This is a genomic window from Klebsiella sp. WP8-S18-ESBL-06, assembly GCF_014169755.1.
Lineage (GTDB): Bacteria > Pseudomonadota > Gammaproteobacteria > Enterobacterales > Enterobacteriaceae > Kluyvera > Kluyvera ascorbata_B.
Genome location: NZ_AP022256.1, coordinates 4006113 through 4029001 on the forward strand (window position 1 = coordinate 4006113; position 22889 = coordinate 4029001).

Below are 22889 nucleotides of genomic sequence, written 5' to 3' on the forward strand. Positions count from 1 at the left end.
GTCATTATCTAATACCCTGGTAAATCGTTCAAGTATTCTCCGGGGCCGCCTGCCGAGCTTTCGCCTCTTGCTCTGCTTCTTGTTTTGCCAGCGTACGCGCCAGAATGGTCGCATACAGCGGCTGCCCGCCGAGGAACTGGGCTAATAGCGTGGCACCGAGTCCGGTAATAATCATTGGCAAAATGAGCTGATAGTTATCGGTCATCTCCAGCACCAGCACAATACCGGTTAACGGCGCGCGTACCGAGGCCGCCAGAAGCGCCCCCATGCCGGCAATCGCAAAAGTGCCCGCATCCAGATGATAGGTCGGGAACAGACTCGCTGCCGCCGTACCAAACGCCGTGCCCAATAGCGTGCCCAGCGCCAGCATGGGCGCAAAAATCCCGCCCGGAGCGCCGGAGGAGAAACACAGCAATGTGGTCACCACGCGGGCGATAAACAGGAACAGCAGCGCACCGATGGTATAGTTGCCCGCCGCGGCAATCGGGATCAGGTTAAATCCGCCCCCCGCCGCCGCCGGTTGCATCAGCCCCAGCACGCCGCAGCCGCCGCCGATCAGACCGCCAATCAGCACCCACTTTTTAATATTCCCACCGTGAATGCGGAAGAACATGTCCTGAGTTTTCAGCACCAGGGTATTAAACAGCGGCCCGAAGCAGCCAAAGACGATCCCTAGCACCATATACAGCCACAGAGTGTTAACCGGCGCATTGGTCAGCTTGCCCACCTCAATCACCGGCGTTTCACCGTTGAAGATGCGGAATACGATGCTCGACATAATCACGCCGGTAAACACGGCTTTAATCGAGATCAGGCTGTAGCGAAACTGCGGGCGCATCTCTTCAATAATGAACAAAATGCCCGCCAGCGGCGCGTTAAACGCCGCCGAGAGCCCCGCCGCTGCGCCGGTTGCCAATAATGTATGGCGCGCTTCTTCACCGCGCTGGCGGAAGATATCCCCCACCATGCGCCCCAGATTGCCGCCAATCTGCACCGTTGGCCCTTCACGCCCCAGCACCATGCCAGCGCCGAGCGTGCCCATGCCGCCGACAAATTTTACCGGCAGCACGCGCCACCAGCGTACCGGGCGCAATTCTTCCAGCGCGCCCTCTATTTCCGGAATACCGGAACCACCGGCTTCCTGGGCAAAGCGACGCACCAGCCAATAGCCCAGCATCGCCAGCAGTGCCGAAAGAATAAACGCCAGCGGCCAGACGATAAACCAGCGATCGGCCACCTGTGCCAGCGTGCCAATGCGCACGTTCTGCACCCAACTGACCGCATGTTCGAACGCCACGCCAACCACCCCAACAAGCGTGCCGACTACGGCGGACATCAGCAGCACCATCAGCGGTGTTTTATCGCGGTTCAGTAATTTACGCACCACATCGCGGCGACGTTTATGCACTATCCGCTGTGCCTCTAAAGGGGGTATTTCTGCTTTCATACCGTCATCACTAATTGGTAATACAAATAGGAAGGGAGGGCATTTTACCCAAGCCTGTGCGCTACGTCGCGAAAAAATTGCGCTACGAATGCTTTGTTGCAACGGGGTAAAAACTTAGTTCATCACAGGTTAGTACGAATAGAGAGAAAGTGGCGCAGAAGATTGTTTGAACGGACCTGACCGGTGACGTCCCTGGTGTCAGGATCTCTGCGTCTGGTAAGAAGGAGCTATCGTCAACATGCCTCCCGGCGGAGGCATGTTTTATGTTGTGTAGTACCTTACTCTTCTACGGGCTCAGGCTTCTTTTTCACGAGGAAATTGTAAGCCACCAGCAGAGCGAAAATACCGGTAATCGTCATGGTGATGGTGCCTGGCGTCATAAAGCGCGCCATGTTGCCAAGAATAATCCCCACCACGCCGAAGTCGGTATCGGAGAAGGTGGTGTTGGTTAAGCCCAGCGCCCCCAGCACTGGAATCAGCGCGACCGGTAAGAAAGTAATCAGAATACCGTGGGCGAAAGCACCGAGAATCGCGCCGCGTTTACCGCCGGTCGCATTACCGAATACCCCAGCCGTTGCCCCACAGAAGAAGTGAGGGACGACGCCCGGCAGAATCAGTACCCACTTGAGCTGCCCAAGGATGAACAGCCCCACCAGGCCACCGACAAAACTTGAGATAAAGCCGACTAACACCGCGTTCGGCGCATACGGGAAGACGATTGGACAGTCCAGCGCCGGACGTGCGTTAGGCACCAGGCGCTCGGAGAAACCGGTAAATGCCGGAACGATCTCCGCCAGAATTAAACGCACACCCTGCAGGATAATAAATACCCCAGCAGCAAAGGTGATTGCCTGAATAAAGGAGTACACCAGGTAGTTCTGACCGTGGCTAAAGTTGCTTTCGACGTACTCTTTACCTGCAGAAATCGACAGGACCAGATAAATGATCATCATCGTCAGAGAGATAGAGATCGTGCTATCGCGCAAGAAGCTCAGGTTCTTAGGCATGTTCATCTCTTCGGTAGATTTAGAACCGTTACCGACGACAGAACCGATCCACCCAGAAAGCACGTAGCCAACCGTACCGGTATGCGCCAGAGCAACCTGGTCATTACCAATAATTTTACGCATATAAGGTTGAGCAATGGCCGGGAAGAAGCCCATTAACATGCCGAGTGCCAGCGAACCCGTATAAATAAGCTGAACGCCTTCGAAGCCGGCTACCGACAGAATAATGGCCACCATACAGGCCATGTAGAAGGTCACATGCCCGGACAGATAGATATATTTTAAACGGGTGAATCTGGCGACCACAATGTTCGCGACCATACCGAACGCCATAATAAGCGTGGTTGGCGCGCCATATTTTTCCAGCGCAATAGAGACCATCGCCTCATTGTTCGGAATAATACCCTGCACATCAAAGGCCTGCTTGAAGATATCACCTAACGGCGATAGCGAGCCGACCAGAACTAAAGCGCCTCCGGATAATACCAGGAATCCCAGTATCGTTTTGACGGTCCCTTTAATGACATCAGGGAAGGATTTTTTTTGTGCAACCAAGCCGAACAGCGCCACCAGCCCGACAAGGATTGATGGCACCTTCAGGATATCAACAATAAGCTGTAAAACGTTTTGAACAAACATATTAACCTCTGTCGCAGGGTATTTTTCTTGCCCGACTTAATTATTGCTGATCAAAATAGTCTTTTATTTTTTGTTCAATTTCGTTCAGGTCGATAATGTTATTAATCACAATAACTTTATCTGCCGGTAAGTTAGCGCTGAAGGCAATATCTTTCGCCATAACGAAAACATCGGCCACGTCAGGCGTTACGGAACCTAAATCAGAGTGTTCAACGTCCGCAGTGATATTGATTTTTTTGAGAACCTTTTTGATGTTCATTTCCATCATAAAACTGCTACCCAGACCTGAACCACATACCGCCATAATTTTCATAGTAGACCTCATATTTTTACGATTGGGGTGTCATTAACAAGAAGACGACGTTTCACCGAGTAAAATCGCCTGCAATTCTTCTGTAGTTTGCGTATTAAAAATCTGCTGCATCACCTCATCATCTGACAGCACTTCGGCGAGCTGCGAAATCATTTCAATGTGGCTATTGCTGTCCGGAGCGGAGAACATGAAAATCGCGTCCACCGGATCGTTCTCTTCTGAATTGAACTCAACCGCCTGCCCCAGTTTGACGATGGAGAGCCCCAGCGCCATCGCGCCCTGTTCTGGCCGCGTATGCGGCATTGCGATGCGCGGAGCAATCACGAAGTAGGGGCCGATCTCTTCTTTTTGTTTGATAATCGAATCGATATAGACCGGTGAAATCGCCCCTTCATCCAGCAGCGGGCGACCCGCAATCTGGATCGCCTCTTTCCAGTCACTTACCGATTGAACATACTGAACTTTGTTTTTATTCAGCCAGTTGGATAATGTTGGCATGGATATTACCTATCGTTCTTGATGATAAAAATGGGTGACTAGAGCATGCGACGGGCAGTTTCAGTCACATTCTCTTTCGTAAAGCCAAAGTATTTAAACAGGACGCTCGCTGGCGCAGATTCACCAAAGGAGTCCATGCCGATAACCTTCCCATCCAGCCCGGTGTAGCGCTGCCAGAACCCTTCAATGCTGGCCTCTATCGCCAGACGGTTACGCACGTGCTTCGGCAATACGGACTCTCTGTAGGCTTCATCTTGCTTATCAAAGCGTTCAGTACACGGCATAGAAACCACGCGAATCTGGTGGCCTTCCTGCTGCAACGTACGGGCGGCGGCAACCGCCAAGGCGACCTCTGAACCTGCAGATATCAGGATCAGCTCAGGTTCGCCATCGCACTCGACCAGCACATAGCCGCCACGAGCAATATTGTTAAGTTGTTCAGCGCTGCGAGCCTGCTGTTCAAGCGGTTGGCGAGTCAGCACTAAGGCCGATGGGCCGTCCTGACGTTCAATCGCCTGCTGCCAGGAGACCGCCACTTCCACCTGATCGCACCCGCGCCAGGTTTCCATATTCGGCGTCAGGCGCAGCGAAGCCAACTGCTCAACCGGCTGGTGAGTCGGACCATCTTCACCCAAGCCAATGGTGTCGTGGGTATAAACAAAGATGGAACGAATCTTCATCAGCGCCGCCATACGCAGCGCATTGCGGGCATATTCCATAAACATCAGGAAAGTACCGCCGTAAGGGATAAACCCACCGTGCAGCGCCAGGCCATTCATGATGGCTGACATGCCAAATTCACGAACGCCATAAGAGAGATAATTCCCCGCTCCATGCTCGGCGGTAAAATCGATAGACTTCTGATGCCTGGTCAGGTTAGACGGCGAAAGATCCGCAGACCCGCCCATCAACTCAGGCATCATACCGGCGAAAAAATTTAAGCAGTTCTGACTCACCTGTCGCGTTGCCAGCGACGCCGGATTAGCCTGTAGCTCGTCGATGTACAACTGCATTTTTTCGGCCCACTGCGTAGGCAGTTCGCCCTTCATACAGCGCAAAAACTCGGCCGCCAGCTCAGGCCATTGCAGTGCATAATCAGCAAACAGCGCGTCCCATGCTTGCTCATCCTGAGCCCCTTTTTCGGTCGCATCCCAGGCAGCATACACATCGTCAGGAATTTCAAACGGCGGATACGGCCACTCGAGGCGCTCACGCACCAGGGCGACTTCATCGGCCCCCAGCGCTGAACCATGGCATTCATGACTGTCTGCTTTATTCGGCGAGCCGAAACCAATGATGGTTTTACAGCACAGCAGGCTCGGTTTATCGCTGACCTGTTTGGCTTCACGAACGGCAGCGTCAATCGCCTGCGGGTCGTGACCATCAATACCTTCAATCACGTGCCAGCCATAGGCGCGGAAGCGGGCTGCGGTATCTTCAGCGAACCAGCCTTCAACGTGCCCGTCGATAGAGATGCCATTATCGTCCCAGACGGCAATCAGATTACCCAACCCTAACGTTCCGGCCAGGCTACATACTTCATGGGAGATCCCCTCCATTAGGCAGCCATCACCCATGAACAGCCAGGTGTAGTGATCGACGATCTCAAACCCAGGCTTATTGAATTCGGCAGCCAGCGCTTTTTCGGCAATGGCCATTCCGACGGCGTTTGCTACCCCTTGCCCCAACGGGCCGGTGGTGGTTTCAATGCCAGGCGTGTAGCCATACTCCGGGTGTCCAGGCGTACGAGAGTGAAGCTGACGGAATTCACGGATGTCATTCATGCTCAGGTCATAGCCTGTGAGGTGCAGCAGAGAATAAATCAGCATGGAGCCATGACCATTCGACTGCACATAGCGATCGCGGTTAAACCACTGCGGGTTTTTTGGGTTATGGCGAAGGTGATGACGCCATACGACCTCGGCAATATCAGCCATACCCATCGGTGCGCCCGGATGGCCGGAGTTGGCTTTCTGAATCGCATCAACGCTCAGAATTCGAATGGCATTCGCTAATTTTCTGTTGCTCATACGTCTCTCTTTTTACCTGGATTTTACGTTCAACAATAACGCTTTTGGGGTTTTCCCCACGCCAGCATGAATAGACATGTCGAAAGAAACCTTAGATTTTATCGTTGTATCACTCCGCCATAAGGTTCAACGCGGTTTGAAATCTCCTTCGGCAATCAGAAACAAAATAAACATTAAAATACAATGCATTAATTTAAAAAAATTCATTATTACTGCATCTTTACGCCTTTCAACATAAGTCTATACATGTTTTATTTGTCTAGTCATCTTGATGATGCACATAGACGTGTCCAGATACAATATGCAAAAATGCATTTTATTGAGATGTGGCGTTTGTTCACTCAAATTCGTTAACTTGCTCACAATATGACGTTAACTGTCTGGTCGACCGAAAACAAAGTCAGGCATACATGTAAACAGGATCCAGCGGCGTTATCGCCCACATTGGTTAGGAAAAAGTCGATGGTTGATGGCATTACAGAGAAGCAAAAAGAGGTAGTCGATTACATTCTCAGAAAGATAAAGACCGATGGCCTTTTGCCAGGGGATAAACTGGACACAGAGATTGCTATTGCTAAAAATATCGGCATCACGCGCGCCACGGTGCGCGAGGCCACGCGCCTGTTGATCGAGCAGCAGCGGATTTATCGCGTGAAAGGCTCCGGTTTATTCGTTGGCGCCATTGGTAAAAGCAACCATTCCGGCAGATTCCACGCCCTGTCGCCTTTTGATTTTCAGGCGCAGAAGAGCGGCCATAAAGGCGTCAGAAAAGTCATTAAATTCAGCATAATGAAAGTGCCTTCACCGGAAATCGCCCAATCATTACGGATAAAAAATAGCGATCAGATCTATAAAATTTTACGCCTGATGTGTTTTGACGATATTCCCGTCGCCCTTGAGCATATCCATCTGCCGGTTAATATGTTTACCAGCATGGAATTAAGCCAGCTCGAAATATCAAAATATAGTTATATCGAAAGCATCACAGGTAAAAAGGTCCAGCGCCGCGATCAAAATTTAACGGCTATCAACCTGGTTGACGAAGACATCCTTAATTTATTGAATCTCAAAGAGAATGACTCCGTTCTGGAGCTTGATGAGACCGTTTACCTGGATGACGGCACCCCTTGCGAAGTCAATATTGCCATCATCAACACGCGTATTTTTCCACTGAGACAAAACTCAACCCGCTCATAAGGCGGGTCATTTTCAGCTCTACCTCACCCTCATCACGGCTGATAAAAAAACAGCCTATATCATTTCTCTTGCTCAACATTCACGCCACAATGGGCAAAAATTTCATAACCTCTACGGAATAATTTAGAATAGCCAACAAAACATTTTTCACGAACCAGGATCCTGGCCATGAGCAAATCTGAACATCTCTATAGCGCAGCGCGTGAACTTATCCCCGGCGGCGTCAACTCACCGGTCCGCGCCTTCACCGGCGTCGGCGGTACACCGCTGTTTATCGAACGTGCGGACGGCGCCTATCTGTATGACGTCGACGGCAAAGCCTATATCGATTACGTCGGTTCCTGGGGGCCGATGGTGCTGGGTCATAACCACCCGGCTATCCGTAATGCGGTTATTGAAGCCGCCTCGCGCGGGCTGAGCTTCGGCGCGCCGACCGAAATGGAAGTGACCATGGCGAAGCTGGTGACTGAACTGGTGCCCACCATGGACATGGTACGTATGGTGAACTCCGGTACCGAAGCCACCATGAGCGCCATTCGTCTGGCGCGCGGTTTTACCGGCCGTGACAAAATCATCAAATTCGAAGGCTGCTACCACGGTCACGCCGATTGCCTGCTGGTGAAAGCGGGCTCCGGCGCGCTGACCCTCGGCCAGCCAAACTCACCTGGCGTACCGGCTGATTTCGCCAAACATACGCTGACCTGCACCTACAACGACCTCGCTTCCGTGCGCGCCGCGTTCGAGCAGTTCCCGCAGGAAATTGCCTGCATCATCGTTGAACCGGTTGCCGGCAACATGAACTGCATTCCACCGCAGCCGGAATTCCTGCCGGGCCTGCGCGCGCTGTGCGATGAATTTGGCGCACTGCTGATTATTGACGAAGTGATGACCGGTTTCCGCGTAGCGCTGGCTGGCGCGCAGTCCTACTACGACGTCGTGCCGGACCTGACCTGCCTGGGCAAAATCATCGGCGGCGGGATGCCGGTCGGGGCGTTTGGTGGCCGTCGCGACGTAATGGACGCCCTGGCGCCAACCGGCCCGGTGTATCAAGCGGGTACGCTTTCCGGTAACCCAATCGCGATGGCGGCAGGCTTTGCCTGTCTGACCGAAGTGGCGCAGCCGGGCGTACACGAGACGCTGACCGAGCTGACCAACCAACTGGCACAGGGCCTGCTGGATGCCGCACAGGATACTGGTATTCCGCTGGTGGTGAATAACGTCGGCGGCATGTTCGGCATTTTCTTCACCGATGCCAAAGAAGTGACCTGCTATCAGGACGTACTGAAATGCGACGTTGAGCGCTTTAAGCGTTTCTTCCATCTGATGCTGGACGAAGGCGTGTATCTGGCGCCGTCGGCGTTTGAGGCAGGCTTTATGTCCATCGCCCACAGCGAAGAAGATATTGATAACACCATTGACGCGGCGCGTCGGGTGTTTGCGAAGCTGTAATTTAGCGACACATGCCGGGTGGCGGCTTCGCCTTACCCGGCCTACGTGAATCGCACAATCTGTAGGCCGGATAAGCGCATGCGTCATCCGGCTTTTTAACGGCTCTGCTTTCTCAACAGATAGATAAAGTACGGCGCACCGATAAAGGTCGACAGCAGCCCCGCTGGCACCTGATACGGGAACATCAGCATGCGTCCACACCAGTCGGCAAACACCAGCATCAGCCCCCCGATTAGCGCGGAAATCACAATATGCGGCATCGTTCGACGGAAGCCCATCATGCGCGCAATATGCGGTGCCATCAGCCCGACAAAGCTTAGCGGCCCGATGGTCAGCGTAGCCGCCGCCGTCAGGCACGCCGCCAGTAGTAGCAGACCAATACGTGCCGGAGAGAGCGCCATCCCGATAGACCGCGCCGTCTCACCGCCCAGCGGCAGAATGGTTAACCAGCGACGGCACAGCGGCACCAGCAGCAGTAAAATCACCATCGCGATAGCCGACTGCACCACCTGCTCACCGGTCGCGTTATAGGTTGAACCGGAGATCCACGTCAGGATCTGCGCCATACGTGGGTCACCGCTCGCTTGCAGCATCATCAGCAGCATGGTGAATGCGGTACTGAGCGCCATCCCCGCCAGCAGCATGCGGTGCGGCGAAAATCCACCGCGCCCGGCGGCAATCAGGATAATCAGCAGCGTCACCGCCGCCCCCAGACTCCCCGCGGGTAGCAACCAACCAAACGCGTTGCCCGGCACCACAAACAGCATCAAGACCACGCCGAACGCCGCACCGGAGCTTATCCCCAGCACTTCCGGGCTCGCCATCGGGTTACCCGTTAAACGCTGAATAATACAGCCCGCCACCGCCAGCATCACGCCCGCAATCAGCGCCGACGCAATACGCGGCCAGCGCCACTGCGCCAGTTCGTCAAGCAGCGTACCGCTCGCCCAGTGCCAACTGTGCGCATCGCGCCCCAGCGACAGGGCAACGAACATCGCCGCCAGCAGAATCACCAGACCGCCCAGCGCAAACCACTGCACGTTCTGACGTTCATTTGCCACGCTATCGCTGGCGTTCATTGACGGCGCGCTCATGCTACGCAGTCGCGGTAACAGCCAAAGCAACAGCGGTGCACCAATCAGTGCGGTCACGGAGCCGGTAGAGACTTCCATCCACACGCGGCTGAGCCAGAGAATAAGCTGGTCAGAAAGCCACAGAATCAGCGCGCCAATCAGCGGTGCCAGCATCAGTCGGGAAAGCAAACGACGTGCGCCGAGCATCTTCGCCAGCAGCGGCGCAAACAGGCCGATAAAGCCAATAATCCCCACCGCATTGACGAGGAACGCACTGATAACGATAGCCAGCGTCAGCGCGCCCAGACGAGCCAGCGACAGCGCCAGCCCCAGGTTGCGCGCCACGCCGTCATCAAGGCCCATCAACGTTAACGGGCGCAGCAACAGCAGCGTCAGCATCACGCCGCCCAGCAGCTGCGGCCACAGACGCTGTACCACGCTCCAGTCGGTCTGCGTCAGCGTCCCGGTGCTCCACAGGAACATGCTTTGCAGCTGGTCGTGGTGGAAAATCACCATCAGTTGGTTGATTGCGCCGCAGTACAGGCTCACCACCAGCCCGGCCAGAATCAGCGTCACCGGCGAGAGACGTTTACCCCACGCCACGCCAAACACCAGCGCCCCCACAATACAGGCGCCCGCCAGGGCGGCAAACTGCGAAGTCAGCACGCCCGGTATCGCCCACAGCGTGGTTATCGTCATCCCCAGTTGGGCACCGGTTGCCACGCCAAGCGTCGTTGGCTCAGCCAGCGGGTTACGCAGCACCTGCTGGAACAGAACGCCCACCAGCCCCAGACCCGCCCCCACCAACAGAGAGATGGCCAGACGAGGCAATAGGCTGTAGTGGAACAGCATCTGGTCAATGGCGTTGATATCCGGCTGACGCATTGCCTGGAACCAAAGCGCGTTGGGCAGCGCCAGGTTGAAGTTAAACCAGGTCAGCGCCAGCGCGAGGATAAATAGCGCCAGCAGCAACATGGAGGCAAAAGGAGAGCGGGTCGTTTTCACGCTTGGCCCCCTAATGCATTGTCGAGGATGCGAGCGAAGTTCATCGCCGACAGCGTCGCACCATAGAACCACACCGCCGGGACATTCTGCACGCGGTTGGCGCGCACAAATGGCATCGCCTGCCATAACGGCGTGGCGGCCAGGCGGCGCATATCGGCCTCATTGCCGTGATCAAAGCAGAGAACGTCCACGTCTTTGTAGGCCGCCAGCCTGTCGATACCGACTACCGTGCTGCCCCAGAAATTAGTTTCGCCCTGCCAGGCGTTTTTGACACCCAGACGGTCAAGAATCTCCTGGAACAGGCAGTTCGGGCCAAACACCAGCATATGGCGAGAATCGAGCAGCGACATCATCAGCAGAGGGCGTTCGCCGCGCTGTGCAAAACGTGGCTTCAGGCTATCGATATAGGCATCAAACGCCGCCAGATGACGATGGGCCACCTCCTGCTTGTTGAGCAGCTCTGCCATTTCCAGCAGCGAGCGGCGCGCTTGCTCCAGCGGCTGTTTGCCGTCGCTGAAGGCAAAGCTTCGGCCCGGTGCAATTCGCGCGAGGATCTTCGGTGAAGGGCCATAACCTGCGGACCAGACCAGCATAGAGGGCTTCATCTGGGTCAGCAGTTCAAGATTAGGTTCGGTACGCAGCCCGACGTCAATAACCGAGTCCGGCAGCACCGGTTCGTTGACCCACATGCGGTAGTTGGGGATATCCGCCACGCCGTAGGGCGTTACGCCCAGCGCCAGCATCAGCTCGACGGGCAGCCACTCCAGCGCCACGATACGTTCGGCACTCACCGGCGCAGCCTGCGCTTTTTGCATCTGCCAGAGCAGCGGCGAGAGCGCCATCGCCGCCAGAAAACGGCGGCGGTTTATCACATTCGAATCAGCCATCAATAGACAAAACTTACCGGTGCAGCACCGGCTGGATGCGGCAGAATGCCCATTGGAATGCCGTAAATCTGCTCCAGCGTGTCGCTGCGCATCAGTTCATCCGGCGTGCCCTGAGCAATCATTTCACCGCCGCGAAGCGCCACCAGATAATCACAGTAGCGCGCCGCCATATTAATATCGTGCAGGACAGCAACGACCGTCAGACCGCGCTGCTGGCTCAGACGATGCACCAGCGCCAGCACATCAACCTGATGGGCAATATCCAGCGCCGAAGTCGGTTCATCGAGCAACAGACAGCGACTGTCCTGCGCCACCAGCATGGCTATCCACGCACGCTGACGTTCGCCGCCGGAGAGACTGTCCACCAGGCGATGCGCCAGCGGTTTTAGGCCAACCAGCGAAATCGCTTCTTCCACTTTCTCTCTGTCAGCCACGCCAAAACGTCCCAGCGCGCCGTGCCACGGATAGCGACCAATCGCTACCAGTTCACGTACGGTCATCCCTTCGGCGGGCGGCAGTTGCTGAGGCAGATAGGCCACCTTGCGGGCAAACGCTTTGCTGTTCCAGCTTGCCAGCGGCTGACCGTCGAGCAGGATCTCCCCTTCCGACGGCGGCTGGTGACGGCCGAGCATTTTCAGCAGGGTCGATTTGCCGGAACCGTTATGGCCGATAAGGCCGGTGACTTTGCCCGCAGGGAAGGTTAACGAGAGAGGATGAAGCAGCGTACGGCCGGGAACGCGAAAAACGACCTGTTCGAGAGAAAAGGTCGTATCAGAATGAATTGTGTTGTCCTGCATAACCGTCAACATGTTAAAGGGCGCGGAAAGCCCGCGCCCTGGAGGTGGTTAGAAACGGAACGTTGCGGTTGCAACAACCTGACGTTCTGCGCCCCAGTAGCATGCATATTCGCTATAGCAGCTGGAAACGTAGTCACGATCGAACAGGTTATTCACGTTAACCGCGACGGACGATCCCGGTAAGCCGAAGCGGCCAAGGTCGTATTTCACCATCGCATCAGCCACCGCGTAACCGGCTACGCTAAACGCTTCGTTTTTCTTCGCCGCGTCGTTTTTGTAGTAGCTCACGGTAGAACCGGTGTAACGCACGCCTGCGCCGAAGGTCAGACCGCTCAGGGCCGTATCGTAGAAGGTGTAGTCGGTCCACAGAGACGCCTGATTACGCGGTACTTCCGCCGGGCGCTTGCCCTTGAAGATTGTGTCTTCAGTGTATTCCGCATCATTGTAGCTGTAGGCAGCCGTTACGTTGATGTTCTCGTTAACCGCCGCTTTCGCTTCCAGCTCGATACCGCGGGAGCGAATTTCACCCGTCTGCACGCTGTACAGGCCGGTAGAATCGTTCGGATCGGAGGTCAGGTTTTTGTTCTTCGTCAGCTGGTACACCGCGGCGGTCAGAACCACCGGCATATCTTTCGGTACGTATTTCACGCCCGCTTCATACTGCTTACCGCGCGACGGATCGAACGGTTTACCTTCTTTGGTGGAGCCAGAGGTCGGTTCGAAAGATTCGCTGTAGCTGAAGTACGGAGAGATACCGTTATCGAACAGGTAGTTAATGCCGCCACGCCAGGTGAACTGCTGGTCGTGATTCTGCGCCAGAGAATTGGAAGAACGCGTCAGCGTTGAGGTGGTCGCATAGTCATAGCGGCCGCCCAGCGTCAGCACCCATTTATCCCATTCCATCTGATCCTGCGCATACAGGCCGGTCTGCTCCATACGGTTAAGCACCGCATAGGGAAAGTTAACCGCGACGTTCGCATTACCATACTGCGGATTGTTCATATCCAGCGAGCTGGCGGAACCATACTGCGCGTCAACGTCATTACGCATACGCGAGTAGTCAACGCCGGTCAGCAGCACATGATCAACCTCGCCGGTGGCAAAGTTGGACTGCAGCTGAGTATCGACGGTGAAGGCATTCATATCTTCATCAGAACGTACGTACTGACGGTTGATTTTGCCCGGCGCGCTGTAGCCATAACCGTAGACAGAACGGTACAGCGTTTTGACCTGGTCATAGCGCAGGTTCTGGCGCACGGTGAAGGTATCGTTGAATTCGTGAGAGAAGTTGTAGCCCACCATCTGCTGACGGCGCTGCATTTTGTTGTTTTTCTCACCTTCGTTGAAGTCGGTCGGCAGCTTGTGCGCGTTACCGTTGGCATCAATGTACGGCACAACCGTGCCTTCGCGCGGCAGCCAGCCATAGTAGCCCGCGTTCGGGTCACTCTGGAAATTGCTCAGGAAGGTGAAATCGGTTTTGTCATCCGGGCGCCAGCTGAAGGACGGCGCAATCGCGTAGCGATTAGATTTGGCCATATCCTGCTGGGTATTCTGGCTGCGGCCTAAGCCGGTCAGACGATAGGACCACACGCCCGCATCATCGATCGCGTCGCTGAAGTCGAAACCGGTCTGCCAGAGATTATCGGTACCCATTTTGAACTGAATTTCACGCAGCGGCTCGGTGGTCGGACGCTTGCTGACCATGCTGACGATGCCGCCCGGGTTGCTGTTGCCATACAGCACGGAAGTTGGCCCGCGCATCACTTCAACGCGTTCCAGGAAATACGGGTCCATGGAAACTTCAGAGTAGTTATTGCCCTGCAGTTTCATACCATCCAGATACTGGTTGGTGTTAACGGTGGTCGGCGCGGTAAAGCCGCGAATCGAAACCACGTCATAGGTAGAAGAGCTACCGCGAGTAGAGAAAACGCTCGGCGTGTAGGCCATCGCATCTTTGACGGTCGTCGGCTGGCGCATATCCAGCTCCTGACGGGTAATCACCGACACTGACTGCGGCGTTTTCTCAATTGGCGTATCCGTTTTCGTCGCCGTCGCGGAACGTTTTGCCGCGATGGTCGGTGCCGGGCCCCAGGCGCTTTCTTGCGCAGCCGGTGCGGCGGTAACGGTGATGGTTTCTTCTTTCGGTTGTTCTGCTGCCTGTGCGTATACAGACATGCCGCTAACCGCTGTGGCTACTACGACCGCGAGTTTACGCAGCGAGAGGTTTGGCTGAGCAGTTTTAAGACGCGCCATTGGTATATCTCTGATGAAGTGAATGATAACGTAAACGAGAATTATTATTATAACCAAGACATGATAGGACAGGCAGCGGACCCATAGCAAGTGATATAAGTCCCTACCAGAATTAAGGGGTTAAGAAATAAACAGATGAAATAATGAGGTTAAAAAAAAGAAAAAAACTGGAAATAAAGAAGCCCCGGTTATTAACAGGGGCTTCTTTGGGCCTCAATCGGCGATGACGTGATTTACAGTATTAGTTACCGCCGAACATATCCTTAATCCATCCCGCCACGCCGTCGCTGTCTTTCTTCTCCTGCTGCTGAGCAGGCTGTTGCTGCTGCTGCGGCTGAGAAGTCGAAGAGTCAAACGGGTTCGCCGACTGCTGCTGCTCAATCTGCTGCTGGCTCTGCTGGCAGAGCGCATCGGGATCGGTCGTCCACACCGGCAGCATACGCGTACCGCCACCGCCGCAGATAAAGTTACCGCCGTCGTCAACGCCCATATTGACCACGTCTTCCGGCGGCGTCAGCTCCAGCGCGATCGGCGACTGGCTGGCCAGATAGCGTTGATAGATAGACATCGCGCCGCTGGCACCGTACAGCTTGGTCGGCTGGTTGTTGTCGCGCCCTACCCAGGTAATCACCACTTCACGGCCATCGATACCGGCAAACCAGGTATCAACGTTGTTGTTAGTGGTACCGGTTTTCCCTGCCAGATGCAGGTTCGGGTATTTTGCCCCCAGTTGACGACCGGTGCCGCGCTGCACAACCTGCTGCATGGTCCACAGCGTCAGGTACGCGGCCTGCGCCGGTACGGCACGTTCGGCCTGCGGGAAGCTCTGATACAGCACGGTGCCATCTTCCGCAATCACGGAACGCAGCGCCGACAGCGGCGCGCGGTTGCCGCCGCTGGCAATGGTCTGGAACGCCTGCGCCACTTCAATCGGCGTCAGGTTCAGGGCGCCCAGCAGCATCGCCGGCACGGCGTTCAGCTGATCTTTCGGCGCGCCCAGCTTCAGCCACGTGTCGGTGACCGCCGGCAGGCCCAGCGCCATACCGAGGTTAACGGTAGGCACGTTCATTGAACGGGTCAGCGCATCCACCAGCATCACCTGACCGCTGTAGCGGCGATCATCGTTCTGCGGCGACCACACCTGGCCGTTCGGCTGGCGCAGCGCGATCGGCGCATCGGCAATCCAGGTATTCAGACGATACTGATTCGGCTGGCTCAGCGCGGTCAGGTAGGTCGCCGGTTTCGCCAGAGAGCCGATCGAACGACGCGCCTGCATCGCACGGTTATAGCCGGCAAACTGCGGCTCAGCCCCGCCAACCATCGCGCGCACTTCACCGCTGAAGCGGTCAACGACGACCATCGCCGTTTCCAGATCGCTGAGCTTACGCTGTTTCTTCAGCACCGGGATGCCTTCCGTTGCCGCTTTTTCGGCCGCATCCTGGGCTACGGAGTCGAAGGTGGTGAAGATCTTCACGCCAGAGAGATCTTTTACCTTATCGCCCAGCTTAGCCTGCAGTTCCTGACGCACCATCTGCATAAAGGCCGGCTGCGGTGAAATCACCCCGCCGCGCGGCTGCACGCCCAGCGGACGGGCGCTCAGCATATCGTACAGCTCCTGGTCAATCACGTTCTGCTGCTGCAGCAGACGCAGGACCAGGTTTCGACGCTCCAGCGCCACTTTCGGGTTACGCCATGGGTTGTAAATCGACGCCCCTTTCACCATGCCGACCAGCAGCGCCTGCTGATCGAGACTCAGCTCTTCCACCGGTCGGCCGAAGTAGTAAAGGCTCGCCAGCGGGAAACCGCGTATTTCATTGTCGCCGCTCTGACCGAGGTACACCTCATTCATATACAGCTCAAGAATACGGTCCTTGCTGTAACGCGCGTCCATAATCAGCGCCATGTAGGCTTCGTTCGCCTTACGCCAATAGGAACGTTCGCTGGACAGGAACAGGTTTTTCACCAACTGCTGAGTCAGCGTACTGGCCCCCTGTACCGTACGCCCGGCGGTCAGGTTCGCCAGCACCGCGCGCCCCATAGAATAGAAGCTGATACCGTCGTGCTCGTAGAAGTGGCGGTCCTCAGTAGCAATCAGCGTATCGATCAACAGATCCGGGAAGCCACTACGCGGGACAAACAGACGCTGCTCGCCGTTCGGCGAGGACATCATGGTAATCAGCCGCGGATCGAGACGGAAATAACCAAACTGGCGGTTATTATCCATGTTTTCGATGCTGTCCAGACGCGCGCCGTCAAAGGTCAGACGCGCGCGCACCTGCCCTTCTTTGCTGTCCGGGAAGTCGAACGGACGGCGGATCATCTCGATGCTGTTCGCCTGTACGGTGAACTCACCGGGGCGCGTCATCGCCGACACCTGACGATACTGGGTCGCCGTCAGCAGCTGAATCATCTCATTCTTGCTGATGGCCATATCCGGCTCGAGGCTAACCATGCGACCATACACCGCCGCCGGCAGCTGCCAGACTTTACCGTCAATACGGCTACGGATTTTTTGATCCAGATAGACGCCGTAAATGGCAATCAGTACCGCGAAGACGATACCGAGCTTAACCAGGAACCAGAACCAGCGGTGTTTACCGCGCGGTTTTTTCCCCTTGCCGCCTTTACGCGAGCGCGGCTTTTCTTCATCGTAGCCATCATCATAATCGTCGTCATACTCATCATCTCTGAGCTGTCGACGGTCTACCTTTTGCTTTGCCGGACGCGCTGGCTTGCCTTTACGTCCAATCGGCTCGCGGTCATTCCCCGCCATGCTTTCTCTCCGCAACATTCAGGCATAAAGGCCTGATTTTCTGTTCTTCCGTCACAAGACAGAAGAAGATATCTCTCAATTTTCAACCGCAGTTTTGCCGGATGGCGGCGTTGCCTTATCCGGCCTACGAAAGCATGTGCCTCGGTAGGCCTGATAAGCGTAGCGCCATCAGGCGGAATACTTCTTCGTCCGCCGCGTTGGTGCGGTATTCGCCGGGTCATCCGGCCAGACGTGCTTCGGATAACGCCCTTTCATCTCTTTTTGCACCTCGCGGTATGCCCCCTGCCAGAACGCGCTTAAATCGCGCGTGATTTGCAGCGGCCGCTGCGCCGGTGACAGCAGCTCAAGCACCAGCGCCACGCGGCCTTCCGCGATAGTGGGCGTACGGGCTTCACCAAACATCTCCTGCATCCGCACGGCCAGCGCCGGTGGGTTATCTTCGTCGTAGCGAATCGCAATACGACTTCCCGTCGGCACAGTGTAATGAGTTGGCAGCTGACTATCCAGACGTTGTCGTAATGACCAGGGCAACCAATCGAGCAGCGCCTGGCGCAGATCGAGCGATTTCAGGCTGCGTAGCGAATGCACGCCGCTCATATGCGGCAGCAGCCAGCTTTCCAGCGCGGCCAGCAACGAGGCATCATCCACCGCAGGCCAGTCATCCTCCGGCAGCCAGCGCGCCGCGCACCGTAACCGCAAGCGTAGCTGTTCCGCTTCGTTCGTCCAGTTCAGCACGCTTAACCCCTTCTCACGAATACCGGTGAGCATCGCCTGGTGTAATTCGTTTTCGGACGGCTTCGCCAGTGGCCGCACGCTGAGCGTCAACTGGCCTATCTGGCTGCGGCGCAGCGCTTTTAGCGTCCCCTGCGCATCATCCCATTCAATGGTGTCAGATTGGTGTAACAGCACCGGACAGCGGCTGACCAGCCCGTCAATCTCCACCGCGCAGGCTTGCAAAATACGCGCGTCCGGCGAGGCATTCCCCTGTAGCAGCAGCGGCGCAATCAGCCACTCGTGACGGCCTAACGCGTCGTCGGCGTTGAGCATCGCCCCCATACCGTTTGCCAGCTGGTAGCGCCCCTCCAGCCCGCGTCGACGCGCGATACGATCGGGAAAGCCCTGCGCCAGCAGCGGCGCAACGGCATCAACGTCGGCCTGCCCGGCGCGGCGGTTCAGGCGCTTGCACAGCTGCTGGCTGCGCTGCTGCCAGTTCCCCTGCGGGCGGGAAAACGCCAGTAGCAGGTCGCTGCTGGCACCGCGCGGCGGTTCTTCGAGAATCGCCGCCAGCCGGGCTGCCGTCGCCACCTCATCATCACTCTCTGCGGCCACCAGCATGGCCGCCAGTCGCGGATCGTTGCCGAGCGCCGCCATCTTCTGCCCTTTTGCCGTCAGGCGTTCACCGTCCAGCGCCTGCAGCTGCGTTAGCAGACGGCGCGCCGCCGCCAGGTTTGCCGCCGGTGGCATATCCAGCCAGCGAAGCTGCGACGGATCGGCGCAGCCCCACTGCAACACATCCAGCAACAGTGCGGAAAGATCGCTTTGCAAGATTTCCGCGTCGCTCTGCGCGCTGGCGCGTTCAGCCTGTTCTTTCGCCAGCAGATGCACGCAGACCCCGGGCGCCAAACGCCCCGCGCGGCCTGCACGCTGGGTCATTGACGCCTGGCTGACGCGCTGCGTCACCAGTCGCGTTAGCCCCGTACGCGCATCAAAGCGCGCCACGCGTTCCTGAGCGCTGTCCACCACCAGACGAATGCCTTCTATCGTCAAGCTGGTTTCGGCGATATTGGTCGCCAGCACCACTTTTCGTTTTCCCGGTGGGGCGGGCAAAATCGCCTGCCGCTGCGCGTTTAGCGGCAGCGCACCGTATAAAGGACACAGCAGTACATCATCAGCCACCCGCTCAGTCAGGTGCTCCTGCACCCGTTGAATTTCACCGACGCCGGGCAAAAACAGCAGCAGCGAACCGCTCTCGTTGCGCAGCAGCTCGGCAGTCGCTATCGCCACGGCCTCGTCAAAACGCAGCTGTGCGGGCAGCGACTGGTAACGGCGCTCGACCGGGTAGGCCCGGCCTTCAGACACAATCGTCGGTGCCTCTGCCAGCAGGCGTTGAAGCCGCTCGTTGTCCAGCGTTGCCGACATAATCAGCAGTTTGAGATCGTCACGCAGCCCCTGCTGAACGTCGAGCAGCAGCGCCAGCGCCAAATCCGCCTGCAGACTGCGCTCGTGGAATTCATCAAGGATCACCAGCCCCACGCCGGACAGTTCGGGATCGTGCTGGATCATGCGCGTCAGGATCCCTTCGGTCACCACTTCGAGCCGGGTATTCGGCCCGACGCAGGTTTCCGCACGCATCCGATAGCCGACCGTTTCGCCTGGTTTTTCATTCAACAGTTCAGCCAGCCGCTGCGCAACGTTGCGCGCCGCCAGGCGACGCGGCTCCAGCAGCAGAATGCGCCCGTCGATACCGCCATCGTGCAAAATTTGCAGCGGCAGCCAGGTCGATTTACCCGCGCCCGTTGGCGCATTTAACAGCACCTGCGGGGCATGGCGTAAGGCATGAAGGAGTTCAGGAAGGACGCTGGCGACCGGCAACAAGGACACGAATAGCTCCAGAGGGTTAACATTAAACGGCGTACATTGTAGCATCGCCACAATTCATAACCGAGTACCCACCATGTCTGAGTCAAAAAGACTGTTTTTCGCCATTGCTATCCCGCCGAAGATCCAGAAACAGCTGGTGCAATGGCGCGCCGAGCGTTTCCCCGCCGATGCGGGCGTGCCGGTCGTCGCCGCCAATATGCATATGACGCTGGCGTTTCTCGGCGAGGTCAGCGCGGAAAAACAGCGGGCGCTGACCGCCATGGCCGGACGCATTCGTCAGCCGGGTTTTACGCTGCACCTGGACGATGCCGGGCAGTGGCTGCGCTCGCGAGTGGTGTGGCTCGGTACGCGTCAGCCGCCGCGCGGGCTGCTGCAGCTGGCGAATATGCTGCGCGCCCAGGCCGCACGCAGCGGCTGCTATCAGAGCCCGCAGCCGTTCCACCCGCACCTGACGCTGCTGCGCCACGCCGCGCAGGCGGTCCCCATTCCGCCCCCCGGCTTTCACTGGGAGATTCCGGTCACCGAGTTTGTGCTCTACGAATCACGCGTCGTCGGTCACCGCACCCGCTACACGCCTTTGCAGCGCTGGACGCTCAGCGAATAATTAAGGAAACCTGATGCAGTTTATCCCCCCGCTTAAGTCCGCCACGCTGATCAAACGCTATAAACGTTTTCTCGCTGACGTCGTTACCCCAGCAGGCGAAACCTTTACGCTTCATTGCGCCAATACCGGCGCAATGACCGGCTGCGCGACGCCCGGCGATACCGTTTGGTATTCCACGTCAGAAAATACTAAGCGCAAATATCCCCACAGCTGGGAATTAACCCAGACACAAAAAGGGGATTTTATTTGTGTAAATACGTTACGGGCAAATAGCTTAGCAAAAGACGCTATTTTATCCGGACGTATTCCTGAACTTACCGGTTACAACACGCTGAAAAGCGAAGTGAAATATGGTGAGGAAGGCAGTCGAATAGACATCATGTTACAGGCAGATGATCGTCCTACCTGCTATATTGAAGTGAAGTCAGTCACACTTGCAGAAAATGAATTCGGCTATTTTCCTGACGCCGTCACCGTGCGCGGACAAAAGCATCTACGCGAGCTGATGAGCGTTGTGGCGGGCGGTGAACGCGCCGTTTTGCTGTTTGCAATATTGCACTCAGCCATTGAATATTTCTCTCCAGCGCACCATATTGATGCTAAATACGCAGAGTTGTTACAAGAAGCACAGAAACAGGGGGTGGAAGTTTTAGCTTATAAGGCGGAACTTTCTGCCGATAATATGACTCTGATATCGCCGTTACCCGTCTCGTTATCGCGGGGTGAAGAAGTTGAGTAGAAAGTGTTCGGGCTGCGGCGCAAATACGCTTTTCCTCACAGCATTGTCAAGTGTTACGTTTAGATAATTGCCATCCGGAAAAGCATCTGCTATTTATAGCGGCCTGATTTTTCCCCCGAACACGGGGATCGATAGTGCGTGTTAAGGAGAAGCAACATGCAAGAAGGGCAAAACCGTAAAACATCGTCCCTGAGTATTCTCGCCATCGCTGGGGTGGAGCCATACCAAGAGAAGCCAGGCGAAGAGTATATGAACGAAGCCCAGCTGGCGCACTTCAGGCGTATTCTTGAAGCATGGCGTAATCAACTTAGGGATGAAGTCGATCGCACCGTTACACACATGCAGGACGAAGCTGCAAACTTCCCGGATCCGGTTGACCGTGCCGCGCAGGAAGAAGAGTTCAGCCTCGAGCTGCGTAACCGCGACCGTGAACGCAAGCTGATCAAAAAGATCGAGAAGACGTTGAAGAAAGTGGAAGACGAAGATTTCGGCTACTGCGAATCTTGCGGTGTGGAAATTGGCATTCGTCGTCTGGAAGCGCGTCCAACGGCAGACCTGTGCATTGACTGCAAAACGCTGGCAGAAATCCGCGAAAAGCAGATGGCAGGCTAACAGAAAGCTCACACTCTATCTTCAAGGCGGGAGTCATTTCCCGCCTTGTTGTTTTTATTGCTATCAACATGTCATCACAATCTTACATCGGGCGATTTGCCCCCTCTCCTTCCGGTGAGCTGCATTTCGGCTCGTTAATTGCCGCGTTAGGCAGCTACCTCCAGGCTCGCGCTCAGCAGGGCATCTGGCGAGTGCGCATCGAAGATATCGATCCCCCTCGTGAAGTTCCCGGTGCTGCAACCACCATTTTGCATCAACTGGAACATTACGGCCTGCACTGGGACGGCGACGTGCTGTGGCAATCGCAGCGCCACGACGCCTACCGAGAAGCGCTGGCGTGGCTGAAAAGCCAGAACCTGTGCTACTACTGCACCTGCACGCGCGCGCGAATTCAGCAGATTGGCGGCACCTATGACGGCTACTGCCGTGACCGACACAACGGCCCGCAAAACGCTGCGCTGCGCCTGCGTCAGACCCATCCGGTGATGGCATTTACCGATTTACTGCGCGATCGCCTGACCGCCGATGAACGTCTGGCGCGGGAAGATTTTATTATTCATCGCCGTGATGGGTTATTTGCCTATAATCTCGCGGTGGTGGTGGATGACCATTTCCAGGGCGTCACCGAGATTGTGCGCGGCGCAGACCTTATCGCACCGACCGTCAGGCAGATTTCCCTGTACCAGCAGTTTGGCTGGCCCGTACCGGACTACATTCACCTGCCGCTGGCATTGAATGAAGAAGGTGCTAAACTTTCGAAGCAAAATCATGCACCTGCTTTACCTACCGGCGACCCGCGCCCGATACTCATTGCGGCGCTGCGTTTTTTAGGCCAGCCGGTAACTGACCAGTGGCAGGATTTTAGCACGGCCGATTTATTGCAAAATGCGGTCGCTCAGTGGTCGCTAACGTCAGTACCTGAGACGGCGAAGATCAATCCGCCATTCTCAAACGCGTCATGCTGA

General features: G+C 56.2%; 17 protein-coding genes. 6 read left to right on the plus strand and 11 right to left on the minus strand.

The window, feature by feature from the left end:
• Positions 1-28: 28 nt before the first annotated feature.
• From clcA to tkt, 5 genes are all read right to left on the minus strand, one after another.
• The gene (clcA, locus tag H7R76_RS19360) at positions 29-1447 is read right to left on the minus strand and encodes a H(+)/Cl(-) exchange transporter ClcA (RefSeq protein ID WP_182966161.1); all 1419 of its coding nucleotides are present in this window, start codon (positions 1445-1447) and stop codon (positions 29-31) included.
• A gap of 278 nt (positions 1448-1725) precedes the next feature.
• Complete coding sequence (gene ulaA, locus H7R76_RS19365; RefSeq protein WP_182966163.1) at positions 1726-3093, minus strand: PTS ascorbate transporter subunit IIC; 1368 nt, start codon at positions 3091-3093, stop codon at positions 1726-1728.
• Positions 3094-3133: 40 nt separating this feature from the next.
• A complete protein-coding gene (locus tag H7R76_RS19370) occupies positions 3134-3406 on the minus strand; it encodes a PTS sugar transporter subunit IIB (protein WP_106925538.1) in 273 nt (90 codons plus the stop codon).
• 33 nt (positions 3407-3439) lie between these two features.
• Positions 3440-3904 (minus strand): PTS sugar transporter subunit IIA, encoded by a 465-nt coding sequence (locus tag H7R76_RS19375; protein ID WP_106925536.1) that lies wholly within the window; start codon positions 3902-3904, stop codon positions 3440-3442.
• Between the two features lie 38 nt (positions 3905-3942).
• Positions 3943-5934, minus strand: coding sequence for a transketolase (tkt, locus tag H7R76_RS19380; protein ID WP_182966165.1), 1992 nt, complete (start codon positions 5932-5934; stop codon positions 3943-3945).
• 462 nt (positions 5935-6396) lie between these two features.
• Here tkt and H7R76_RS19385 point away from each other — a divergent pair, with 462 nt between their 5' ends.
• Both H7R76_RS19385 and hemL read left to right on the plus strand, forming a co-directional pair.
• Positions 6397-7131: a GntR family transcriptional regulator gene (locus H7R76_RS19385; RefSeq protein ID WP_106925532.1), complete on the plus strand. Its 735-nt coding sequence runs from the start codon at positions 6397-6399 to the stop codon at positions 7129-7131.
• Positions 7132-7299: 168 nt separating this feature from the next.
• Complete coding sequence (gene hemL, locus H7R76_RS19390; protein WP_106925529.1) at positions 7300-8580, plus strand: glutamate-1-semialdehyde 2,1-aminomutase; 1281 nt, start codon at positions 7300-7302, stop codon at positions 8578-8580.
• Between the two features lie 95 nt (positions 8581-8675).
• Here hemL and fhuB read toward each other — a convergent pair whose 3' ends face one another.
• The 6 genes from fhuB to hrpB form a co-directional block, all read right to left on the minus strand.
• On the minus strand, positions 8676-10658 hold the full coding sequence (fhuB, locus tag H7R76_RS19395; RefSeq protein WP_182966167.1) for a Fe(3+)-hydroxamate ABC transporter permease FhuB: 1983 nt from the start codon (positions 10656-10658) through the stop codon (positions 8676-8678).
• Positions 10655-11545, minus strand: a complete 891-nt coding sequence (gene fhuD, locus H7R76_RS19400; RefSeq protein WP_182966169.1) for a Fe(3+)-hydroxamate ABC transporter substrate-binding protein FhuD — start codon at positions 11543-11545, stop codon at positions 10655-10657. Before fhuD ends, fhuB begins: the two co-directional genes overlap by 4 nt.
• Entirely contained in the window at positions 11545-12342 is a 798-nt protein-coding gene (gene fhuC, locus H7R76_RS19405) for a Fe3+-hydroxamate ABC transporter ATP-binding protein FhuC (protein WP_182929438.1), read from the minus strand. Before fhuC ends, fhuD begins: the two co-directional genes overlap by 1 nt.
• Before the next feature lie 48 nt (positions 12343-12390).
• On the minus strand, positions 12391-14595 hold the full coding sequence (gene fhuA / locus H7R76_RS19410; protein ID WP_182966171.1) for a ferrichrome porin FhuA: 2205 nt from the start codon (positions 14593-14595) through the stop codon (positions 12391-12393).
• A 241-nt stretch (positions 14596-14836) separates the two neighbouring features.
• The gene (gene mrcB / locus H7R76_RS19415; RefSeq protein WP_106925521.1) at positions 14837-17368 is read right to left on the minus strand and encodes a bifunctional glycosyl transferase/transpeptidase; all 2532 of its coding nucleotides are present in this window, start codon (positions 17366-17368) and stop codon (positions 14837-14839) included.
• Between the two features lie 168 nt (positions 17369-17536).
• Complete coding sequence (gene hrpB / locus H7R76_RS19420) at positions 17537-19969, minus strand: ATP-dependent helicase HrpB (RefSeq protein ID WP_182966172.1); 2433 nt, start codon at positions 19967-19969, stop codon at positions 17537-17539.
• Positions 19970-20042: 73 nt separating this feature from the next.
• On the opposite strand from hrpB, the gene thpR reads away from it, so the two are divergent.
• From thpR to gluQRS, 4 genes are all read left to right on the plus strand, one after another.
• Positions 20043-20573 carry an RNA 2',3'-cyclic phosphodiesterase gene (thpR, locus tag H7R76_RS19425; RefSeq protein ID WP_182966174.1) on the plus strand — a complete coding sequence of 177 codons (531 nt, stop codon included), beginning with the start codon at positions 20043-20045 and terminating at the stop codon, positions 20571-20573.
• Positions 20574-20586: 13 nt separating this feature from the next.
• Complete coding sequence (gene sfsA / locus H7R76_RS19430; RefSeq protein ID WP_106925515.1) at positions 20587-21312, plus strand: DNA/RNA nuclease SfsA; 726 nt, start codon at positions 20587-20589, stop codon at positions 21310-21312.
• Positions 21313-21468: 156 nt separating this feature from the next.
• Positions 21469-21924 carry an RNA polymerase-binding protein DksA gene (gene dksA / locus H7R76_RS19435; RefSeq protein WP_001155227.1) on the plus strand — a complete coding sequence of 152 codons (456 nt, stop codon included), beginning with the start codon at positions 21469-21471 and terminating at the stop codon, positions 21922-21924.
• Between the two features lie 68 nt (positions 21925-21992).
• Positions 21993-22889, plus strand: a complete 897-nt coding sequence (gene gluQRS, locus H7R76_RS19440) for a tRNA glutamyl-Q(34) synthetase GluQRS (protein WP_182966176.1) — start codon at positions 21993-21995, stop codon at positions 22887-22889.

Coding starts and splice junctions, on each gene's coding strand:
- clcA (WP_182966161.1), bottom strand. CDS start 1,447: ATGAAAGCAGAAATACCCCCTTTAGAGGCACAGCGGATAGTGCATAAA.
- ulaA (WP_182966163.1), bottom strand. CDS start 3,093: ATGTTTGTTCAAAACGTTTTACAGCTTATTGTTGATATCCTGAAGGTG.
- H7R76_RS19370 (WP_106925538.1), bottom strand. CDS start 3,406: ATGAAAATTATGGCGGTATGTGGTTCAGGTCTGGGTAGCAGTTTTATG.
- H7R76_RS19375 (WP_106925536.1), bottom strand. CDS start 3,904: ATGCCAACATTATCCAACTGGCTGAATAAAAACAAAGTTCAGTATGTT.
- tkt (WP_182966165.1), bottom strand. CDS start 5,934: ATGAGCAACAGAAAATTAGCGAATGCCATTCGAATTCTGAGCGTTGAT.
- H7R76_RS19385 (WP_106925532.1), top strand. CDS start 6,397: ATGGTTGATGGCATTACAGAGAAGCAAAAAGAGGTAGTCGATTACATT.
- hemL (WP_106925529.1), top strand. CDS start 7,300: ATGAGCAAATCTGAACATCTCTATAGCGCAGCGCGTGAACTTATCCCC.
- fhuD (WP_182966169.1), bottom strand. CDS start 11,545: ATGGCTGATTCGAATGTGATAAACCGCCGCCGTTTTCTGGCGGCGATG.
- fhuC (WP_182929438.1), bottom strand. CDS start 12,342: ATGCAGGACAACACAATTCATTCTGATACGACCTTTTCTCTCGAACAG.
- fhuA (WP_182966171.1), bottom strand. CDS start 14,595: ATGGCGCGTCTTAAAACTGCTCAGCCAAACCTCTCGCTGCGTAAACTC.
- mrcB (WP_106925521.1), bottom strand. CDS start 17,368: ATGGCGGGGAATGACCGCGAGCCGATTGGACGTAAAGGCAAGCCAGCG.
- thpR (WP_182966174.1), top strand. CDS start 20,043: ATGTCTGAGTCAAAAAGACTGTTTTTCGCCATTGCTATCCCGCCGAAG.
- sfsA (WP_106925515.1), top strand. CDS start 20,587: ATGCAGTTTATCCCCCCGCTTAAGTCCGCCACGCTGATCAAACGCTAT.
- dksA (WP_001155227.1), top strand. CDS start 21,469: ATGCAAGAAGGGCAAAACCGTAAAACATCGTCCCTGAGTATTCTCGCC.
- gluQRS (WP_182966176.1), top strand. CDS start 21,993: ATGTCATCACAATCTTACATCGGGCGATTTGCCCCCTCTCCTTCCGGT.